This window comes from Roseovarius sp. MMSF_3281 (assembly GCF_030733685.1).
In the GTDB taxonomy this organism is placed as follows: Bacteria; Pseudomonadota; Alphaproteobacteria; order Rhodobacterales; family Rhodobacteraceae; genus Roseovarius.
Map to the genome: position 1 here is coordinate 166,661 of NZ_JASHIM010000002.1, position 17,153 is coordinate 183,813.

At 59.6% G+C, this 17,153-nt stretch carries 17 protein-coding genes; 10 read left to right on the top strand and 7 right to left on the bottom strand.

From position 1 onward, the window contains the following. The first annotated feature begins 346 nt into the window (after nt 1-346). The 6 genes from dnaA (at nt 347) to gyrB (ending at nt 7,877) form a co-directional block, all read left to right on the top strand. Complete coding sequence (gene dnaA, locus RBB32_RS03420; RefSeq protein ID WP_306151280.1) at nt 347-1,738, top strand: chromosomal replication initiator protein DnaA; 1,392 nt, start codon at nt 347-349, stop codon at nt 1,736-1,738. Nucleotides 1,739-1,904: 166 nt separating this feature from the next. Beyond that, complete coding sequence (gene dnaN, locus RBB32_RS03425) at nt 1,905-3,023, top strand: DNA polymerase III subunit beta (protein ID WP_306151281.1); 1,119 nt, start codon at nt 1,905-1,907, stop codon at nt 3,021-3,023. 54 nt (nt 3,024-3,077) lie between these two features. Then, on the top strand, nt 3,078-4,190 hold the full coding sequence (gene recF / locus RBB32_RS03430) for a DNA replication/repair protein RecF (RefSeq protein WP_306151282.1): 1,113 nt from the start codon (nt 3,078-3,080) through the stop codon (nt 4,188-4,190). Further along, nucleotides 4,187-4,621, top strand: a complete 435-nt coding sequence (locus RBB32_RS03435; RefSeq protein WP_306151283.1) for a VOC family protein — start codon at nt 4,187-4,189, stop codon at nt 4,619-4,621. Before recF ends, RBB32_RS03435 begins: the two co-directional genes overlap by 4 nt. Further along, the gene (locus RBB32_RS03440) at nt 4,618-5,238 is read left to right on the top strand and encodes a LysE family translocator (protein ID WP_306151284.1); all 621 of its coding nucleotides are present in this window, start codon (nt 4,618-4,620) and stop codon (nt 5,236-5,238) included. The genes RBB32_RS03435 and RBB32_RS03440 overlap by 4 nt, the downstream gene beginning before the upstream one ends. Before the next feature lie 221 nt (nt 5,239-5,459). Continuing rightward, on the top strand, nt 5,460-7,877 hold the full coding sequence (gene gyrB / locus RBB32_RS03445) for a DNA topoisomerase (ATP-hydrolyzing) subunit B (RefSeq protein WP_306151285.1): 2,418 nt from the start codon (nt 5,460-5,462) through the stop codon (nt 7,875-7,877). A gap of 123 nt (nt 7,878-8,000) precedes the next feature. Here gyrB and RBB32_RS03450 read toward each other — a convergent pair whose 3' ends face one another. The 7 genes from RBB32_RS03450 to RBB32_RS03480 form a co-directional block, all read right to left on the bottom strand. Continuing rightward, on the bottom strand, nt 8,001-10,175 hold the full coding sequence (locus tag RBB32_RS03450) for a molybdopterin cofactor-binding domain-containing protein (RefSeq protein ID WP_306151286.1): 2,175 nt from the start codon (nt 10,173-10,175) through the stop codon (nt 8,001-8,003). 3 nt (nt 10,176-10,178) lie between these two features. Then, on the bottom strand, nt 10,179-10,625 hold the full coding sequence (locus RBB32_RS03455) for a (2Fe-2S)-binding protein (protein WP_306151287.1): 447 nt from the start codon (nt 10,623-10,625) through the stop codon (nt 10,179-10,181). A gap of 103 nt (nt 10,626-10,728) precedes the next feature. Next, entirely contained in the window at nt 10,729-11,124 is a 396-nt protein-coding gene (locus RBB32_RS03460; RefSeq protein ID WP_306151288.1) for a cupin domain-containing protein, read from the bottom strand. A 19-nt stretch (nt 11,125-11,143) separates the two neighbouring features. After that, the gene (locus RBB32_RS03465) at nt 11,144-11,779 is read right to left on the bottom strand and encodes an NADPH-dependent F420 reductase (RefSeq protein ID WP_306151289.1); all 636 of its coding nucleotides are present in this window, start codon (nt 11,777-11,779) and stop codon (nt 11,144-11,146) included. A gap of 54 nt (nt 11,780-11,833) precedes the next feature. Further along, entirely contained in the window at nt 11,834-12,595 is a 762-nt protein-coding gene (locus RBB32_RS03470; protein ID WP_306151290.1) for a carboxymuconolactone decarboxylase family protein, read from the bottom strand. Nucleotides 12,596-12,705: 110 nt separating this feature from the next. Then, nucleotides 12,706-13,602 (bottom strand): LysR family transcriptional regulator, encoded by an 897-nt coding sequence (locus tag RBB32_RS03475; protein WP_306151291.1) that lies wholly within the window; start codon nt 13,600-13,602, stop codon nt 12,706-12,708. Between the two features lie 148 nt (nt 13,603-13,750). After that, nucleotides 13,751-14,215, bottom strand: coding sequence for a cupin domain-containing protein (locus RBB32_RS03480; RefSeq protein ID WP_306151292.1), 465 nt, complete (start codon nt 14,213-14,215; stop codon nt 13,751-13,753). Nucleotides 14,216-14,468: 253 nt separating this feature from the next. Here RBB32_RS03480 and RBB32_RS03485 point away from each other — a divergent pair, with 253 nt between their 5' ends. From RBB32_RS03485 to RBB32_RS03500, 4 genes are all read left to right on the top strand, one after another. After that, complete coding sequence (locus tag RBB32_RS03485) at nt 14,469-14,951, top strand: cyclophilin-like fold protein (protein WP_306151293.1); 483 nt, start codon at nt 14,469-14,471, stop codon at nt 14,949-14,951. An 86-nt stretch (nt 14,952-15,037) separates the two neighbouring features. Continuing rightward, the gene (locus RBB32_RS03490; RefSeq protein WP_306151294.1) at nt 15,038-15,784 is read left to right on the top strand and encodes an SDR family oxidoreductase; all 747 of its coding nucleotides are present in this window, start codon (nt 15,038-15,040) and stop codon (nt 15,782-15,784) included. Between the two features lie 175 nt (nt 15,785-15,959). After that, entirely contained in the window at nt 15,960-16,439 is a 480-nt protein-coding gene (locus RBB32_RS03495) for a hypothetical protein (protein ID WP_306151295.1), read from the top strand. Further along, on the top strand, nt 16,414-16,812 hold the full coding sequence (locus RBB32_RS03500) for a DUF2306 domain-containing protein (RefSeq protein ID WP_306151296.1): 399 nt from the start codon (nt 16,414-16,416) through the stop codon (nt 16,810-16,812). Before RBB32_RS03495 ends, RBB32_RS03500 begins: the two co-directional genes overlap by 26 nt. Nucleotides 16,813-17,153 lie beyond the last annotated feature (341 nt).

Genomic DNA, 17,153 nt, shown 5'->3' on the forward strand with positions numbered 1-17,153 from the left:
CTGCAAATTGCTAGCTTCGTTCCTGCGATTCACGCTTGGGGGGACAGGCAATTGCAGCATGGCACAGCTTGATCAACTTGATCATCATGGGTGTGCGATGCTGTATCCGGGGCTGATGTCCCGGTCGTCCAACAAGTAGACACGCAGCAGGCTTTGTTGATTTTGCAGTTATGGGGATTTCTGCGCCAACTGGTCCGCTGACGCATTGAGAGTATTGATTTGGCGACAGCCCTTCCTCCGTTGATGTTTCAGCGGCGCGAAAAGGCTATGCCAAAACGCCTCTGGGCTTGTGTCGCATTCGCCGCTTGTCGCGGTTGCGGAATGTGGATTTGTGGAACGGGATGTCATGACACAAGAACAATGGGGCCAAGTCAAACAACAGCTTCTGAAGACTGTCGGCAGTAACAATTACAAAACATGGATTGAGCCGCTTGAGCTTCAGGGCGTCTCAGACGGGGTTGCCACCCTTGCGGCCCCCACCAGCTTTCTGGGGAATTACGTATCGCAGAACTTTGGCGATCTGATCCTGTATCAGATGGGCCATATCAACGGCGATGTCCGCCGGATCAACTTCAGTGTCGCGGCCAACAGCGCCGCGCGCCCGATGTCCGAGTCCGCGGGCAGCGGAACGGCGGCCGCCGATCAGGGCACAGATCCCGCGCCCGCCGCCAAGACAACCACGGCCAGTGAAGGTCTTTTCCCGACCGCCCCTCTGGATGACCGTTTCACATTCGACAGCTTCATCGTCGGCAAGCCCAACGAACTGGCCCATGCCGCGGCGAAACGTGTGGCCGAAGGCGGCCCTGTCACCTTCAACCCGCTGTTTCTCTATGGCGGTGTCGGCCTTGGCAAAACGCACCTCATGCACGCCATCGCCTGGGAACTTCAGGCCCGGCGCCCCGACCTCAGCGTGATCTACCTGTCCGCCGAACAGTTCATGTACCGCTTCGTGCAGGCCCTGCGCGACCGCAAGACCATGGACTTCAAGGAAATGTTCCGCTCGGTCGACGTTCTGATGGTGGATGATGTGCAATTCATCGCTGGCAAGGAAAGCACGCAAGAAGAGTTTTTCCATACCTTCAACGCGCTGATCGACCAGAAAAAGCAAATCATCATCTCGGCCGACCGCGCCCCGGGTGAAATCGCCAACCTTGAGGAACGCATTCAATCGCGCCTGCAATGCGGCCTTGTCGTCGATCTGCACCCCACCGATTACGAATTGCGTCTCGGCATCCTGCAATCGAAAACCGAACAATACAGCGCCCAGTACCCGGGCCTGAAAATCGCCGATGGCGTGCTTGAGTTCCTCGCGCACCGCATTTCCACCAATGTGCGGGTGCTCGAAGGGGCGCTGACCCGGCTGTTCGCCTTCGCCTCGCTGGTGGGTCACGAAATCACGCTGGAACTGACACAGGATTGTCTTGCCGATGTGCTGCGCGCCTCCGAACGCAAGGTTTCGGTCGAAGAAATCCAGCGGCAGGTCTCGGATCACTACAACATCCGCCTTTCGGACATGATCGGCCCCAAGCGCCTGCGCAGCTTCGCGCGCCCGCGACAGGTGGCCATGTACCTGTGCAAGCAACTGACCAGCCGCTCGTTGCCGGAAATCGGCCGCCGCTTTGGCGGGCGTGATCACACCACCGTCATGCACGGCGTCAAACGCATCGACGAGTTGCGCCACCAGGATGCCCAGATTGCCGACGATCTGGAAATGCTGCGCCGTACGCTCGAAGGTTAAGCGCCTTTCGCGCCACAAAGCGTCAGAGCGGCCCACAACTTCAGGGCCGCTCTTGACGCGCATGTGAATAAACCCGAAAACACAACAAAAGGCTTGAGGCCAAAGGGGAAGTTGCTAACGTGCTCCCCCGGCCAGAGGGTCGGCACCTGACTAGGGAGCGAGGGTTATGAAACTCAGCATCGAACGCGGAACGCTGCTCAAGGCCGTGGCACAGGCCCAATCGGTGGTCGAGCGCCGCAACACCATTCCGATCCTCGCCAACGTGCTGATCGAAGCCGAAGGCGACGCCGTGCATTTCCGCGCCACCGACCTTGATATCGAAGTGGTCGACAAGGCCCCGGCACAGGTCGAACGCGCCGGTGCCACCACGGTATCCGCCGTCACCCTGCACGAGATCGTCCGCAAGCTGCCCGATGGCGCGCTTGTCACCCTGACCGACGATGGCGCATCAGGGCGCCTGACGGTCGAGGCGGGCCGCTCGAACTTCAACCTCGCGACCCTGCCGAAAGAAGACTTCCCGGTCATGGCCTCGTCGGAATACAGCGCCAATTTCTCGGCGCCCGCGCCGACCCTGCGCCGCCTTTTCGACAAATCGAAATTCGCCATCTCGACCGAGGAAACCCGCTATTACCTCAACGGCGTCTACATGCATGTCTCCGAGTCCGAAGGCGGCAAAGTCCTGCGTTGCGTGGCCACCGATGGCCACCGCCTTGCCCGGATCGACGCCGACCTGCCCGACGGGGCCGAGGACATGCCGGGCGTGATCGTGCCGCGCAAAACCGTGGGTGAGCTGCGCAAGCTGCTGGACGACGACGATATGAAAATCGCCGTGTCGGTCTCGGAAACCAAGGTGCGCTTTGCAACGCCCGACATCACGCTTACGTCCAAAGTGATCGACGGCACCTTCCCCGATTACACCCGCGTTATCCCGCAGGGAAACACCCGCAAGATGGAAGTGGACGCCGCCGAATTTGCCCAAGCCGTGGATCGCGTGGCCACCGTCAGCTCCGAACGCTCCCGCGCGGTGAAACTGGCCCTGGACGAAGACCGCCTTGTGCTTTCGGTCAACGCCCCCGACAGCGGCGCCGCCGAGGAGGAACTGGCCGTGGCCTATGGCGACGAGCGGTTGGAGATCGGTTTCAACGCCAAGTACCTGCTTGAAATCGCCAGCCAAGTCGACCGCGAAAACGCCGTGTTCCTCTTCAACTCCTCGGGCGATCCAACCCTGATGCGCGAAGGCAATGATACCTCTGCCGTCTATGTGGTCATGCCGATGCGCGTGTGACATGGGGCAGGACGCCCCCGGCGGGAGTATTTTTGGAAAGATGAAAGGGCGTGAATGCCCGGCCTCTACCTCTCCTCCCTGACACTGTCGCATTTCCGTTCTCACAAGGGCGCGCGGCTGTCATTGGATGCCCGCCCCGTGGCCATTCATGGCCCCAACGGCGCGGGCAAGACCAATGTCATCGAGGCGGTTTCGCTGATCTCGCCCGGTCGCGGGTTGCGCCGGGCCGCGGCACAGGACATGGCGCGCCGCCCCGAGGCCCTGGGCTGGAAGGTTACCGGCCATCTTCATTCCCTCCATCAGCTGCACGAGGTCGAAACATGGTCCGAGGAGGGGGCCGCCCGCCAAACCCGGATCGACGGCAAAACCGCCAGCCAAACCGCCCTTGGCCGTATCGCCCGTGTCCTCTGGCTTATCCCCTCGATGGACAGGCTTTGGATCGAAGGGACCGAAGGCCGCCGCCGGTTCCTTGACCGCATGACGCTCAGTTTCCGGCCCGACCACGCTGACGTGACGCTGGCCTATGAAAAAGCCATGCGCGAACGCAACCGCCTGCTCAAGGATCAGGTGCGCGACGGGCATTGGTACATCGCCCTTGAACGGCAGATGGCCGAGGCGGGGGCGGCGATCCACGCCAATCGCCTTTTCGCGCTTGAGCAGTTGCAAGCCGCCCAGGCACAGGCCGAAACCGCCTTCCCGGCGGCGGAACTGGAACTGACCACGACCGAGGGCGAAATGCCCGAAACCGTTTCGGACCTGCGCGATGCCCTTTCGGAAAGCCGCTTTCGCGATCTGGCTGCCGGGCGAACCTTGGTGGGGCCGCATCGTTCGGATCTTTACGGCGTCTATGCCGCCAAGGGCGTGCCCGCCCGCGATTGTTCCACCGGTGAACAAAAGGCCCTTTTGGTTTCGCTCATCCTTGCCAATGCCCGCGCCCTGACACAGGATTTCGGCGCCCCGCCGATCTTGCTTCTGGATGAGGTCGCCGCCCACCTCGACGCCACCCGCCGCGCCGCGCTTTACGACGAGATTTGCGCGCTTGGTGCGCAGGCCTGGATGACAGGCACGGGCCCCGAACTTTTCGCCGAACTGGGTGAGCGGGCGCAGTACCTTGAGGTGACCGAAACCCACGGCATCAGCACAACCCATGAAAGGCCCGCCCCATGACCCCACAGCGCGTTACCCTGATCACCCTTGGCGTAAACGACCTGAGCCGCGCCAAGGTTTTTTACGCCGCCCTCGGGTGGACCCCGGCAGAGGAAACCGAAAGCATCGCCTTTTACCAGTTGAACGGCCAGGTTCTTGGCCTCTTCGGGCGCGCGGCCCTCGCCGCCGACCAAGGCCGCCCTGACGCCCCGCTTGGTACCGGCGCGATGACCCTTGCCCAGAACTTCGAAACCGAGGCCGAGGTTGATACCGCCTTTGCCCAAGCGCTCGACGCCGGGGCCACCGCCCTCAAAGCCCCGGAAAAGGTGTTTTGGGGCGGCTATTCCGGCTATTACGCCGACCCGGATGGCCATGTCTGGGAGGTTGCGATGAACCCCTTCTGGCCCTTGGCCCAAGATGGCAGCCTCACTTTGCCGGACCCCCCGGAATGAGCCTCACGCCGTTCGATCTCTGGCTTTATGCCGGCGCGATGCTGGTGTTGTTCTTCACGCCCGGCCCGGTTTGGCTCGCGCTTATGGCGCGCGGGCTGAGCGGCGGCTTTCCCGCCGCATGGCCCCTCGCGCTTGGCGTGGCCGTGGGTGATGTTCTATGGCCGCTCTTGGCGGTGCTTGGTGTCACATGGGTTGCCGCAACCTTCGATGGCCTGATGGTGGTGCTGAAATATGTCGCCGTTGTCATGTTCGCCGTCATGGGGGTTTTGCTTATTCGAAACGCTGACCGCACCATCGCTGCCGACAGCCGTCTCACCCGCCCCGGCGCTTGGGCGGGGTTCATGGCCGGGTTGGCGGTGATCCTTGGCAACCCCAAGGCCATTCTCTTTTACATGGGTATGTTGCCGGGCTTCTTTGATTTGACCGCGGTCACCCCGCTCGACATTGCGGCCATCGTCACGATTTCCTTCGTGGTGCCCTTGGCCGGAAACCTGACCATGGCGCTGTTCATCGACCGTGTGCGCCGCCTTCTGGCGTCGCCTGTGGCCCTGCGCCGGACGAACATCGTGTCGGGCGTTTTGCTGATCCTTGTGGCAGGCCTGATCGTGCTCAGTTAGCGAAGTTTCGTACGACTCGTACGACAGTCTTTCCAGACCCCCGGATTTTCGTACGAAAATGGCGGGTGTTGCGTACGACTCGTACGTTCGCACGCCCTGTTAACCCTTTGATTCTCAGGGAAGACTCGATTGAGCCTAAAACCACATTCTGTTGTGGTGATCACGTGACATTGCCGCAAGAAAAGCGTATAAAATCGCAAACGTGACAAGGATAAAAACGCATGGCCGAAGCAGTCCCATCTCCCGAAGATTATGGCGCCGATTCTATCAAGGTTCTCAAAGGGTTAGAGGCTGTCCGCAAGCGGCCGGGCATGTATATCGGCGATACCGATGATGGCTCTGGTTTGCACCATATGGTCTATGAGGTGGTCGATAACGGCATCGACGAAGCGCTTGCCGGTCATGCCGATGCCGTAACTGTCTCGATTCACAAGGATTCTTCCATTTCGGTCAGTGATAATGGCCGTGGTATCCCCGTCGACATGCACGAGGAAGAAGGCGTTTCCGCCGCCGAGGTCATCATGACCCAACTGCATGCCGGTGGTAAGTTCGACAGCAATTCTTATAAGGTTTCCGGGGGGTTGCACGGTGTCGGCGTGTCCGTCGTGAACGCCCTCTCCGATTGGCTGGAGCTGCGCATCTGGCGCAACGGCAAAGAACACTATGCCAAGTTCGAACGCGGCGAGACATCGGAACACCTGACAGTCGTCGGTGATGCCAATGGCAAAAAGGGCACCGAGGTGCGGTTTCTTGCCTCGACAGACACTTTTTCGAACCTCGACTATAGTTTCGAAATTCTCGAAAAACGCCTGCGCGAACTGGCCTTCCTGAACTCGGGTGTGCGCATCATCCTGCGCGATGAACGCCCCGAAGAACCCCTTGAAACCGAGCTGCATTACGAGGGCGGCGTTAAGGAATTCGTCAAGTACCTCGATCGCCACAAGGCCCCGATGTTCGAAGAGCCGATCTTTGTCACCGGGGAACGTGACGACATCGGTGTCGAGGTGGCGATGTGGTGGAACGACAGCTACCACGAGACGGTTTTGCCCTTCACCAACAACATCCCGCAGCGGGACGGCGGCACCCATATGGCGGGCTTTCGTGGGGCGCTGACGCGGACCATTCAGAAATACGCGCAGGAAAGCGGGATCGCCAAGAAGGAAAAGGTTAATTTCACCGGTGACGACGCGCGTGAGGGCCTGACTTGTGTTCTGTCCGTCAAGGTGCCCGATCCGAAATTCTCCAGCCAAACCAAGGACAAGCTTGTTAGTTCCGAGGTGCGGCCAGCGGTCGAGGGGTTGGTTAACGAAAAGCTGTCCGAGTGGTTCGAAGAAAACCCCAATGAGGCCAAGCAGATCGTCGGCAAGATCATCGAAGCCGCCCTCGCGCGCGAGGCTGCCCGCAAGGCCCGCGAACTGACCCGCCGCAAGACGGCGATGGATGTGAATTACCTCGCCGGGAAGCTCAAGGATTGTTCGGAAAAAGACCCGGCCAAGACCGAACTTTTTATCGTCGAGGGTGACAGCGCCGGGGGCTCGGCCCAAACCGGGCGCGACCGTGGCACGCAGGCGATTCTGCCGCTCAAGGGTAAAATTCTTAACGTTGAACGCGCGCGTTTTGACCGGATGCTTTCAAGCCAGGAAATCGGCAATCTGGTCATGGCGCTTGGCACCGGCATTGGCCGCGATGAGTTCGATATTTCCAAACTGCGCTATCATAAGATTGTTCTGATGACCGACGCCGACGTCGATGGCGCGCATATTCGGACCCTGCTGTTAACCTTTTTCTACCGGCAGATGCCCGAGTTGATCGAAGGCGGTTACCTCTATATCGCGCAGCCCCCTCTATACAAGGTTATGCGAGGAAAATCAGAGGTTTACCTCAAGGATGAGCCCGCGCTTGAGGATTATTTGATCCAACAGGGGACTGTTGACGCGGTTCTGCGTCTTGGCTCGGGCGAAGAAATCGTCGGTCAGGATCTGGTACGCGTGGTCGAAGAGGCCCGGCAGGCAAAGCGAATTTTGCATGCCTTTCCAACGCATTACCCGCGTCACATCCTTGAGCAGGCCGCAATTGCCGAGGCATTTGTGCCGGGGCGCGCGGATGCCGATTTGCAGGGCGTCGCCAATGCTGTGGCCACCCGCCTTGACCTTATTGCACTTGAATACGAACGCGGCTGGCAAGGCCGCCCCACCCAAGATCAAGGCATGCGCCTAACCCGCATGCTGCGTGGCGTGGAAGAGGTCCGCACGCTTGATGGCCCCGTCCTGCGCGGTGGCGAGGCGCGCAAACTGGGCCAGATGACCGAAGGCCTGCGCGACACCTACAAAGAGCCCGCCACCCTTGTCAGAAAAGAGCGCGTGCAACAGATATACGGCCCCCTCGACCTTCTGGATGCGATCCTCAAGGAAGGCGAAAAAGGTCTGACTCTTCAACGATATAAGGGTCTGGGTGAGATGAACCCGGACCAACTTTGGGAAACCACTTTGGATCCCGAAGCGCGCACGTTGTTGCAAGTAAAGGTGGATGACGTGGCCGAGGCAGACGACCTGTTCACCAAGCTGATGGGTGATGTGGTTGAGCCGCGGCGTGAATTCATCCAGCAAAACGCGCTTAGCGTTGAGAACCTTGATTTCTAAACTGTGATCGGCATCGAAAAAGCCGGGGCCTTTCGGGGCGCACCGGCTTAATGCTTGTGCAGGTTTAGGCTTGCCAACGGGTCTCACCGCCGCAATCAATGCGGCGGCTGTTCGTTGATCTGCCTATCCGAAATCGTACTTGGACAACGGCAAGCTACGCACGCGTTGCCCCGTCAGATTCGCCACGGCATTAACAATTGCCGGAGCGACCCCGGGCAGACCGGGCTCTCCGACCCCGCCCATCGTGGCGCCGCTTTCGACGATCCTGACATGGACCTCGGGCATCTGATCCGGTCGCAGGATGGGGTAGAGATCGAAATTGCGCGCCTGCGGTTCGCCGTCATCGTAGACCAGTTCCTCGACCAGTGTCTGCGACACGCCAAGCGCGACCGCGGATTGAACCTGTGCCTCGATGACCGCCGGATTGACGATCTGGCCGGGGTCGATCGCGACCCAGACTTGATGCACGCGTACCGCGCCGCCATCGAGCGAGACCTCGGCGATGGTCGCGGTCTCCGAGCCGAAGGGCGAGGCCATGGCCACACCCCGTGCCCGGCGCTCGCCGCCTTCGGCATCGAAGGCTGTGCCCTGCCAGCCGCCGGACAGGTCCGCGACGGTCTCAAGCAACGTGCGGTGCCGGTTCGACCCTTCCAGCAAGTCATGCCGCATCTCGAACGGATCGCGGCCCGCTGCTTCGGCCAATTCGTCAAGGAACGATTCATAAAAGAAATCGTTCATCGAGTGCCCGACCGAGCGCCAGAAACCGATCATCGCGGGGTTCTGTACGAAGACATGTCCGACCCGCCTGTTGCCGATGGCGTAGGGCTTGCCACTAAGGCCTTCATGTGCCGAGCCGTCCTGACCCGGCGAAGCCCCGTACCAGCGGCCGATGGGGGCTTCGCCGACCGCCTCGATCGCCAGTGCGGCGGGGCCGTTCGCATCGACCGCACCGCGGAACCGGGCAACCGCCATGGGCCGGTTCGCATCGCGCAGGAACTCTTCCTCGCGGGTCCAAAGCACCTTGACCGGACGGCCCGTGGCGCGGGCCAGTTGGATCGCCTGCGGGAAGGGGCTTGCATCGGCGTAAAGGAAATGTCGCCCGAAAAAGCCACCCAGAAGCTGGGAATGGATGCGGATGTTTTCAGCGGGAATACCGGCGGCGCCCGCCGCTGCACCTTGGAACATTTCCGGCGCCTGGTTGGGCAGCCACAGATCAAGCGTCCCGTCTTTGTTGAACCTCGCGGTTGTCGAGGGCGGCTCAAGCTGCCCATGGACAAGGAAGGGTGCATCATACTCGGCTTCGATCACGGTCTCGGCGTTTTCCAGCGCTTGAGGCGCATCGCCCTCGGCTTCTACTTCGACGCCGGGTCCGGCCTCGGCCCGCAGGACATCACGAAACTCCGTCGACGAGAAGTCGGCGGGCATCGGGTAGTTGGAATCGCCTGCCTCCCACGCGATCTTCGCGGACTCGACCGCGCGCCGGGCCTGCCAGAATTTATCGGCCACTACGGCGACGGCACCGTCCAGCATATGTACGGAGTGCACGCCGCGCATCGCTTCGACCTCGTCGAGGTTTTCCACCGAGCTGGGTGTCAAGCCAAGGCGCGGTGCGTGGCGAACAGCGGCGTTCAGCAGCCCGTCGATCTGGACATCAATACTGTATTCCGCTTGCCCGGTTGACTTCGACCTTACATCGTAACGGGGCAGGGGTTGGCGGATCCAGCGGAATTCGACCGGGTCACGCAGGCTGACACCCGTGGGCACGGGCATATCCATCGCTGCTTCGGCAAAGTCACCGAAACCAGCTTGGCGGCCGCTGGCCTCGTGTAAAATCGTGCCCGGCTCGGTAGTGACTTCGCCGGCCTCCACGCCCCATGCGTCGGCTGCTGCCTGTACCAGCATCGTGCGGGCCGAGGCGCCGAGCGTCCGCATAAGGGTATAGCTGGACCGTATCGACAAGCTGCCGCCGGTAAAGCGGGCCCCGTCTATCGTCTTGTAGGCGTCGCCCGGCGGGGCACATTCCACGGCAATCTGCGAAGGCTCAAGATCGAGTTCTTCACCGACGATCTGCGCCAGTGCCGAGAACACGCCCTGCCCGCCTTCGATGAAGGGGCTTTGCAGGGTGGCGGTGCCATCGGTGTTCAACGCCAGATACGCGTCGACAGGCGCAGCCTCTCCTTGCGCGCGGGCGTTCCGTGTAGGAAGACTGACCGAGAGGACAAGCGCGCCCGTTCCGGCCAGAAAGCCACGGCGCGAGACGTTGAGCGGGCGGTTGGGGTCTGGTGTCAGGTCCTTCATGGTTCAGCCCTCCGAAGCGCTGCGAATGGCGGCGCGGAGCTTGTTGTAGGTGCCGCAGCGGCAAAGGTTGGTCATCGCGGCGTCGATGTCGGCATCGCTTGGATTCGGGGTTTGGGTCAGAAGTGCGGTCGCGGCCATCACCTGCCCGGATTGGCAATAGCCGCATTGGGGCACTTGCTGATCGACCCAGGCTTCGACCACCTTTTTGCCGACCGGATCGTCCTCAACGGTTTCGATCGTGGTGATTTTTGCCCCTTCCAGCCCCTCGGCCGGGGTCACGCAAGACCGGGTGGGCTGACCGTCGACGAGAACGGTACAGGCCCCGCATTGCGCGATCCCACAGCCGAATTTCGTGCCGGTCAGACCGATCTCTTCGCGGATGACCCACAAAAGCGGGGTATCCGGCTCGACATCGACCTCATGGGTCGATCCATTGACATTAAGCTGCATAAGACCTCCTTGCGGAATTGTGGCGCGGTGGGGCTGGCGCGTCGGCGCTTCGATGTGTTTCCCAGAATGATAGTGCCATGCTGCGGCAAAGCCACGGCGGATTTCAACCGCCGTAGTCTTCATCCGAAACCTTCTCCATCCAGGTGACGGGTGTTCCATCAATGCTTTCCTGAATGGCGATATGGCTCATGGCCGTATCCGGCGAGGCCCCGTGCCAGTGTTTCTCGCCTGCTGGAAACCAGACAACGTCGCCCTGCCGAATCTCTTCGACGGGGCCGCCGTCTCGCTGAACCCGGCCCCTTCCGAACGTGACAATAAGCGTCTGACCCGCCGGGTGCGTATGCCATGCGGTTCGCGCACCGGGCTCGAACGTGACCTGGGCGCCACTGGTGCGGCCCGGAGATTCGGCGGTGAACAACGGGTCGATGCGGACGGTGCCTGTGAAATAGTCCTCGGGACCGGGATTGGACGGGTTTGCACCGGATCGCGTGATTTTCATGTCATTCCTTCCCGCGCAGTCAGCGCAGTTTGTCAAAACGATAAGTGAGGGCCGGGCCGCCGGGCTGTGAATAGGCCAACTCGGCGGTGATCATGGCGAAGGGCTCGGCGAAGCGCGCCGTTCGCAGGGGGCCTGCCTCACGCGGCTCGAAGCCAATCTCTCGGATCAGGCCGCCTGCGACGTCTTTCGCGCCCGTGTCGTCGCCATGTATCAATACCTGCGGGCGCCGGCTGCCACTCTTGCGGGAATATACCGGCCCGAAGGCTTCGGATGGAACCGTGTTGAAACACGACACCCAACGCGCCTTTGGCCGCAACCGGGCCAGTTCTTCGGCGCCCGAGGTCGTCGTACCCACGATGATCTCGCTATTGGCCTCGTTGAGGGGAACACAACAGTTCAGAACGACTTTTCCGGACAGATCGCCCGCTTGCTCCAGAACATCTTGGATTCGGGACCAGTGAACGGAGAGCAACAAAACATCCGATGTGTCCACAGCATGGGAAACAGAACCATGAAAGCCATCGCATTCCCGCGCGAGGCGTTCGAGCTTCTGCGCGCTACGAGAATATGAGAAGGTTACCTCGTGACACTCTCGTGCCCATAGCGTACCGAGCTTACTCCCCATCAGTCCCGAGCCAAGGATTCCGATCTTCATGCTTGTCTCCTTTTCGGCATCTCGGCCGGGGCGCGAAGGCCCCGGTGTCTTATCTTACTCTGCGCGGCTCTCGAATACGTCCTTTGCCACCGGCATTGCCGAAAAAACCTTGGGCCATCCGGCATAGAATGCCAGATGCGAGAGCATCGCCCCGGCCTCACCTTGGGTCATGCCATTGTCCATCGCCCGGTTCAGGTGGAATGTCATCTGCTCGGGCTGTCCAGCGGCGATCAGGGCTGCAACGGTTATCAGGCTCCGGTCGCGCGGTTCCAGAGCCGGACGGCGCCAAAGATCGAGGAAAAGAAGTTGCTCTGTATTGTCGACGACGCCCTGATTTACATTGCCATATGTGCTTTGCACAAACTTTTGACGGCTTGCTTCCGCTTGCTCGTCATATGGTAGCAAATCGGGAGTCGCCGTTGGTAACGTCTCGATATTGATATCCCGTTCCTCGAATATCGGGGCGGCGGCCTCGGCTGCTGCCGTGGCATTTCCCCAGCCTGTGTAGAATGCAAGATGCGTAATCGTTTCGGAAATTTCCGCCGCCGACACGCCCGAGTCCAACGCAAGAGCAACATGCGCACCCAGGTTTCCGGTTTCGTGGCGCGTTACCAGAGCGGCGAAGGTCACGAGCGCACGATCGCGCATCGACAGCGCCTCGTCGGCCCAGACCGACCCGAAAAGATCCTCGTTGGACAAGGCTTCCAGCGCTGGGGCAACACGGCCAACGGCGCCCGGCAATGTTTGCGAAACATCTTGCGCCGTGGCAGTGGTGGCCATCAAGGCAAGAGCGGAGGCGGTGATGTAGGTCTTCATCGGGAACTCCTTTGGCGAGATCAAATCAATCACCGCCAATATGATGTTGCCCAGTATCGTGAATAATAGCCCAAATTCTCACTACATTGATGATCAAGGCTAATAAATGCTCAACCCCGCTCTCGCAGTGCATCCAGAACCACCCCGAACGCCGACGAGGGCCGCTGCCGACTGGGATAATAGAGATGAAATCCGGGGAAATGGGGCGAGTAATCGCCGAGACAGATCCGCAAACCTTTCTTGTCCAGAAGCTCCTGTGCCAGCCTTTCGGGGACAAGTGCAAGACCGTGGCCGTCTTTCGCCGCCCTCAGCACGGGATTGATCGTGTTGAAGATTGCCTGCCCTTGTACTTTCACGCGGATTTCGTTTCCGTCGGTATCCTCGAACTCCCACGCATAAAGCGCGCCATGGTTCGACAGGCGCAGATTGATACATTGATGATTTACAAGGTGGTGTGGTGTATCGGGTGTCCCGTACGTTTCGAAATAGGATGGTGCGCCCACGCAGACCATGCGCTCGTCAGGTCCGATACGCATGGCGATCATGCCTTCGCTCACTTGGTCGCCATAGCGCACGCCCGCGTCGCATTGCGCCTCGGCCAAGTCGGTATATCCGTAGTCCATGACGAACTCGACCTTGACGTCCGGGTATTGCTTCAGGATCGGCGAGAGTTTGGGCCACAGGAGAGACTCGATCGCGTATTCCACACCGGCGATCCGAACTGTTCCCGAAGGCGGGCCCTGAGAGTCGTTAAGAGCCTGCAGTCGTGACTCGATTTTCGCGAAACACGGGTTCAAAGTTGCCAAAAGGTCCTCGCCTTCCAGCGTAGGCGCAACCGATCGGGTTGTTCGTGTGAGAAGCCGCAATCCAAGCCGTTGTTCCAGTGCCTTGATGGTATGGCTCAACGCGGATTGCGAAACATTCAGGCGTGCGGCGGCGCGGGTGAAGCTGCGTTCCTCTGCGACCGCGGCAAGTGCGATCAGGTCTTGAATGTTTTCTCTGAGCATGTGGAACCCCCTGATCTGCCGCACTGGGATCATTGCGCCATGCTCACGATATATGCGTATACCTCATGTGTCGATTGATTGTGCCGAATTGCTTAAGGAGAGGGCGTGGTTTCACGCAGCCCGTCAGGGCGGGCCGCGGTTTTGTCAATCAGTCTGCGCCGTACTCTGCATCCGTGACGTGCTCACCCCAGATGACATTCTCGCCGCCTTTGAACTGCTGCACGGCGACATGCGTTACCGCCGTTGTATCGGTCGCGCCGTGCCAATGTTCGACATCGGGCGGACACCACACGACATCGCCAGTTTGCATGATTTCTTTCTGTTCGCCGCGTTCCTGCACCCAGCCTGTGCCGGACGTCACGATCAACATCTGCCCTGCCGGGTGCGTGTGCCAGGCCGACCGGGCCCCTGGAAGAAAGCTCACCTGTCCGGCGTTGACGGCGAAAGGATCATTGGCCGGGAAAACCGGCTCGATGTAGGCGGTTCCAGTAAAAACCTCCTCACTGCCAATGAACCCTTCCCGGTCTGCGGAACGGGTGATTTCCATTGATTGTGCAAGTGCCGCAGGGGCGGTCAAGGTAAGTATGAGTGAGAACCCAAGCGTTTGTTTCATGTCAGGTCGTCTCCTTGCTTTGAAGCCTTCGGGCGACCATCTGTTGGCCTGCCCCGACGAAACCCGGAAATAACATGTCCCGATCACCGGAAAATGGGTGGTTTCCGGGATGCGCCCATAAGCCCAATTCATCAATCGAGTTCAGATTCTTACGCGCAAAGCGCAGGTATCACGGGAGAATTGATGAATCCCCCTCATGAGAGGTAGTATGAAACTGTGGATTAAAGATACGGCATATCGGGTTATTTCAATTATGACCGAGGGGATTTGGATGATGAAGCGGCCCAATACCAAGATCATGGCTTTGGCGATATCGTCAGTACTTTCCCTTATCAGTCCGGCGCTGGCCGAAACCATATCAAAACCCAAGGACCAACCCGCCATGACCAAAATCCAGATGATCGTCGGTGGTGACGTCTTGTTCGCCACACTTGAGGACACTACTGCAGGGCAGGACTTTGCCGCGATGCTTCCGCTGGACTTGACGCTTTCGGATTACCACGGGATCGAGAAGGTCGCGGACCTTCCGCGCAAACTTGATACCTCCGGTGCGCCTGCCAGCTATAAGCCCGAGACGGGCGACATCACGTTATACGCGCCGTGGGGCAATCTCGCGATTTTCTACAAGCCGTTCCAGGCCTCTCGCGGCCTTGTCCGTCTGGGTGAATTCGATGGGCCTATCGACGCTTTGATTCAGGATGGGTCCATTCGGGTTCGTATCGAGCCAGTCGACTGATCCGAAACGCCGATTTCAGGCAGATTCTCAGGTGACCAGGTATTGGTCGTCGTCAAATAACCTTGTCCAATCCGAAAGGAAAAACCATGTCCGAAAACATCAAAGGAAAAGTCATCGTCATCACTGGCGCCTCCAGCGGCATGGGCGAGGCAACCGCCCGCGATCTTGCTGCGAAAGGCGCGAAGGTTGCACTTGGTGCACGGCGTTTGGACCGGCTCGATGGTATCGTGAAAGACATCACCGATGCCGGCGGAGAAGCGATTGCCGTCGCCACGGATGTTACCAAGCGTGAGGATGTTCAGGCGCTTGTCGACACTGCGAGGGACAGCTTCGGTCGGGTTGATGTGATCTTCAACAACGCGGGTCTGATGCCGCTTTCACCGCTGGAAAGCCTGCGGATCGATGAATGGGACCAGATGATCGATGTGAATATGAAAGGCACGCTGTATGGTATCGCCGCGGCGCTGCCGATCTTCAAGGAACAGAAATCGGGGCAAGTGATCAATGTGTCGTCTGTTTACGGCCACATCACTGTTGCTTCCGGTGCGGTATATTGCGCGACCAAGCACGCTGTCCGGTCTCTGTCCGAAGGGTTGCGACAAGAGGTCAAGGATTACAACGTGCGTGTTACGGTCATTTCGCCGGGCGCCGTTGACACTGAATTGACCCAGCACATCACCGAACCCGAACTCGGAGACAATGTGCGCGATTTTGTCAGCCAGATCGCTGTTCCTGCCAGCACCATGGCCGACATGGTCTCGTTTGCCGTATCGCAGCCCGAGAACGTGGACGTGAACGAAATCCTGTTCCGTCCGACCGTTCAGCCCGTGTGATCAGCCTAAAGCGCTTCGCCTTGATCTTGATGGAGTGGGGCATCCTCTCCATCAAGTTCTGCGCTGCTGACGGTTCAATCACTCCACAAGTGGCCTTGCACAACAGGCCCGGTCCGCGCGATGACCTGACTGCCGCCAGTCTTTGGTGTTCGCATGCAGAAAAGGAGAAATCCAGATGCCCAAGATTCTTCTTGCCCCCATCGCCGGGCTGGTTGCTTTCACGCTCGCCAATGTCCTGAGCAACCTGCTGTTTTTCCAGCTTGGCGCACCTATCCTGTTCGATCCGGACATCCAGTCCGCCAAGGTTATCGATGTGCTCTTTCAGATGAAGCCGCGTCCGCTGATGTTCGAAAACGGGCTGCTCTACATGGCCTATGGTCTCGTGGTCGGTGCGATCCACGGGCTAGTTTTCATGATGATCGAGCCGGCCCTGGGTCAGACCCGGCTGCAGCGCGGGCTGCGGTTCGCCTTGGTGCTCTGGGCTTTGATGGCGCTTTACTTCGAGTTTCACACACCCTTCAACATGTTCCGTGAACCGCTCATCCTCGTGGGCCTTGAGCTTTTCTTCTGGACATTCGTTGTGCTCGCGGAAGGCCTGGTGCTTTCGTTCATCTACGGAAGGAGCCGCAGTGACCTGGCAACCGCTGTGGAATGATGGGCTGATCGTTTCCGCCCATGCTCTTGCTGCACTCGTTGCGATGGGCGCTGGCGCGGTGCAGTTCGCGATGCCGAAAGGCACGAAGGTCCATCTGGTGCTTGGTTATAGCTGGGTAGGGGTGATGGCCCTTGTCGCCGGGTCCAGCTTTTGGATTCACGAGTTCAAGATGATCGGACCCTATTCGCCGATACACATTCTGTCGGTGATCACGCTGGTCACGCTTTGGTATGCAATCCGCGCGGCACGGGCCTGCAGGATAAAAGCACATCGCTCTGCGATGCTCGCCCTTTATATCACGGCGCTGATGCTTGCAGGTGCCTTCACTCTGATCCCCGGACGAACCATGCACGCAGTATTGTTCGGGGCCTGAAGCTATTCGATTGATTGACAGGCGTTGCCAATGCGCATGCCTGTCCGCTTCATTGCAATCGGTCTCGGCAATCCGGTCGTGGTGCAAAACCTGCTGACAAGGCCACACATGAAGAACGCGGGAAAACTCGTTGAGCTTGTGAATTATCATCTTTCCGCAATGGGCGGGGATCATCCTGACAGAAGCTGCTTCATTCCAATTAGCACTTGCTTGGGTAGAGACTGGCCGTACCCATGAGACGCGCATGAGATACAACGATTGAAAGGGCTAGTATGAGGTATGCGCGGCGTTATGCATGAACGCACGGGAAACGGGGTCCTGCCACGGTCGCTGCAGCTGCG

Bases quoted from the DNA above. Each gene is read 5' to 3' on its own strand.
- dnaA (WP_306151280.1), top strand. From the start codon at position 347: ATGACACAAGAACAATGGGGCCAAGTCAAACAACAGCTTCTGAAGACT.
- dnaN (WP_306151281.1), top strand. From the start codon at position 1,905: ATGAAACTCAGCATCGAACGCGGAACGCTGCTCAAGGCCGTGGCACAG.
- recF (WP_306151282.1), top strand. From the start codon at position 3,078: ATGCCCGGCCTCTACCTCTCCTCCCTGACACTGTCGCATTTCCGTTCT.
- RBB32_RS03435 (WP_306151283.1), top strand. From the start codon at position 4,187: ATGACCCCACAGCGCGTTACCCTGATCACCCTTGGCGTAAACGACCTG.
- RBB32_RS03440 (WP_306151284.1), top strand. From the start codon at position 4,618: ATGAGCCTCACGCCGTTCGATCTCTGGCTTTATGCCGGCGCGATGCTG.
- gyrB (WP_306151285.1), top strand. From the start codon at position 5,460: ATGGCCGAAGCAGTCCCATCTCCCGAAGATTATGGCGCCGATTCTATC.
- RBB32_RS03450 (WP_306151286.1), bottom strand. From the start codon at position 10,175: ATGAAGGACCTGACACCAGACCCCAACCGCCCGCTCAACGTCTCGCGC.
- RBB32_RS03455 (WP_306151287.1), bottom strand. From the start codon at position 10,625: ATGCAGCTTAATGTCAATGGATCGACCCATGAGGTCGATGTCGAGCCG.
- RBB32_RS03460 (WP_306151288.1), bottom strand. From the start codon at position 11,124: ATGAAAATCACGCGATCCGGTGCAAACCCGTCCAATCCCGGTCCCGAG.
- RBB32_RS03465 (WP_306151289.1), bottom strand. From the start codon at position 11,779: ATGAAGATCGGAATCCTTGGCTCGGGACTGATGGGGAGTAAGCTCGGT.
- RBB32_RS03470 (WP_306151290.1), bottom strand. From the start codon at position 12,595: ATGAAGACCTACATCACCGCCTCCGCTCTTGCCTTGATGGCCACCACT.
- RBB32_RS03475 (WP_306151291.1), bottom strand. From the start codon at position 13,602: ATGCTCAGAGAAAACATTCAAGACCTGATCGCACTTGCCGCGGTCGCA.
- RBB32_RS03480 (WP_306151292.1), bottom strand. From the start codon at position 14,215: ATGAAACAAACGCTTGGGTTCTCACTCATACTTACCTTGACCGCCCCT.
- RBB32_RS03485 (WP_306151293.1), top strand. From the start codon at position 14,469: ATGACCGAGGGGATTTGGATGATGAAGCGGCCCAATACCAAGATCATG.
- RBB32_RS03490 (WP_306151294.1), top strand. From the start codon at position 15,038: ATGTCCGAAAACATCAAAGGAAAAGTCATCGTCATCACTGGCGCCTCC.
- RBB32_RS03495 (WP_306151295.1), top strand. From the start codon at position 15,960: ATGCCCAAGATTCTTCTTGCCCCCATCGCCGGGCTGGTTGCTTTCACG.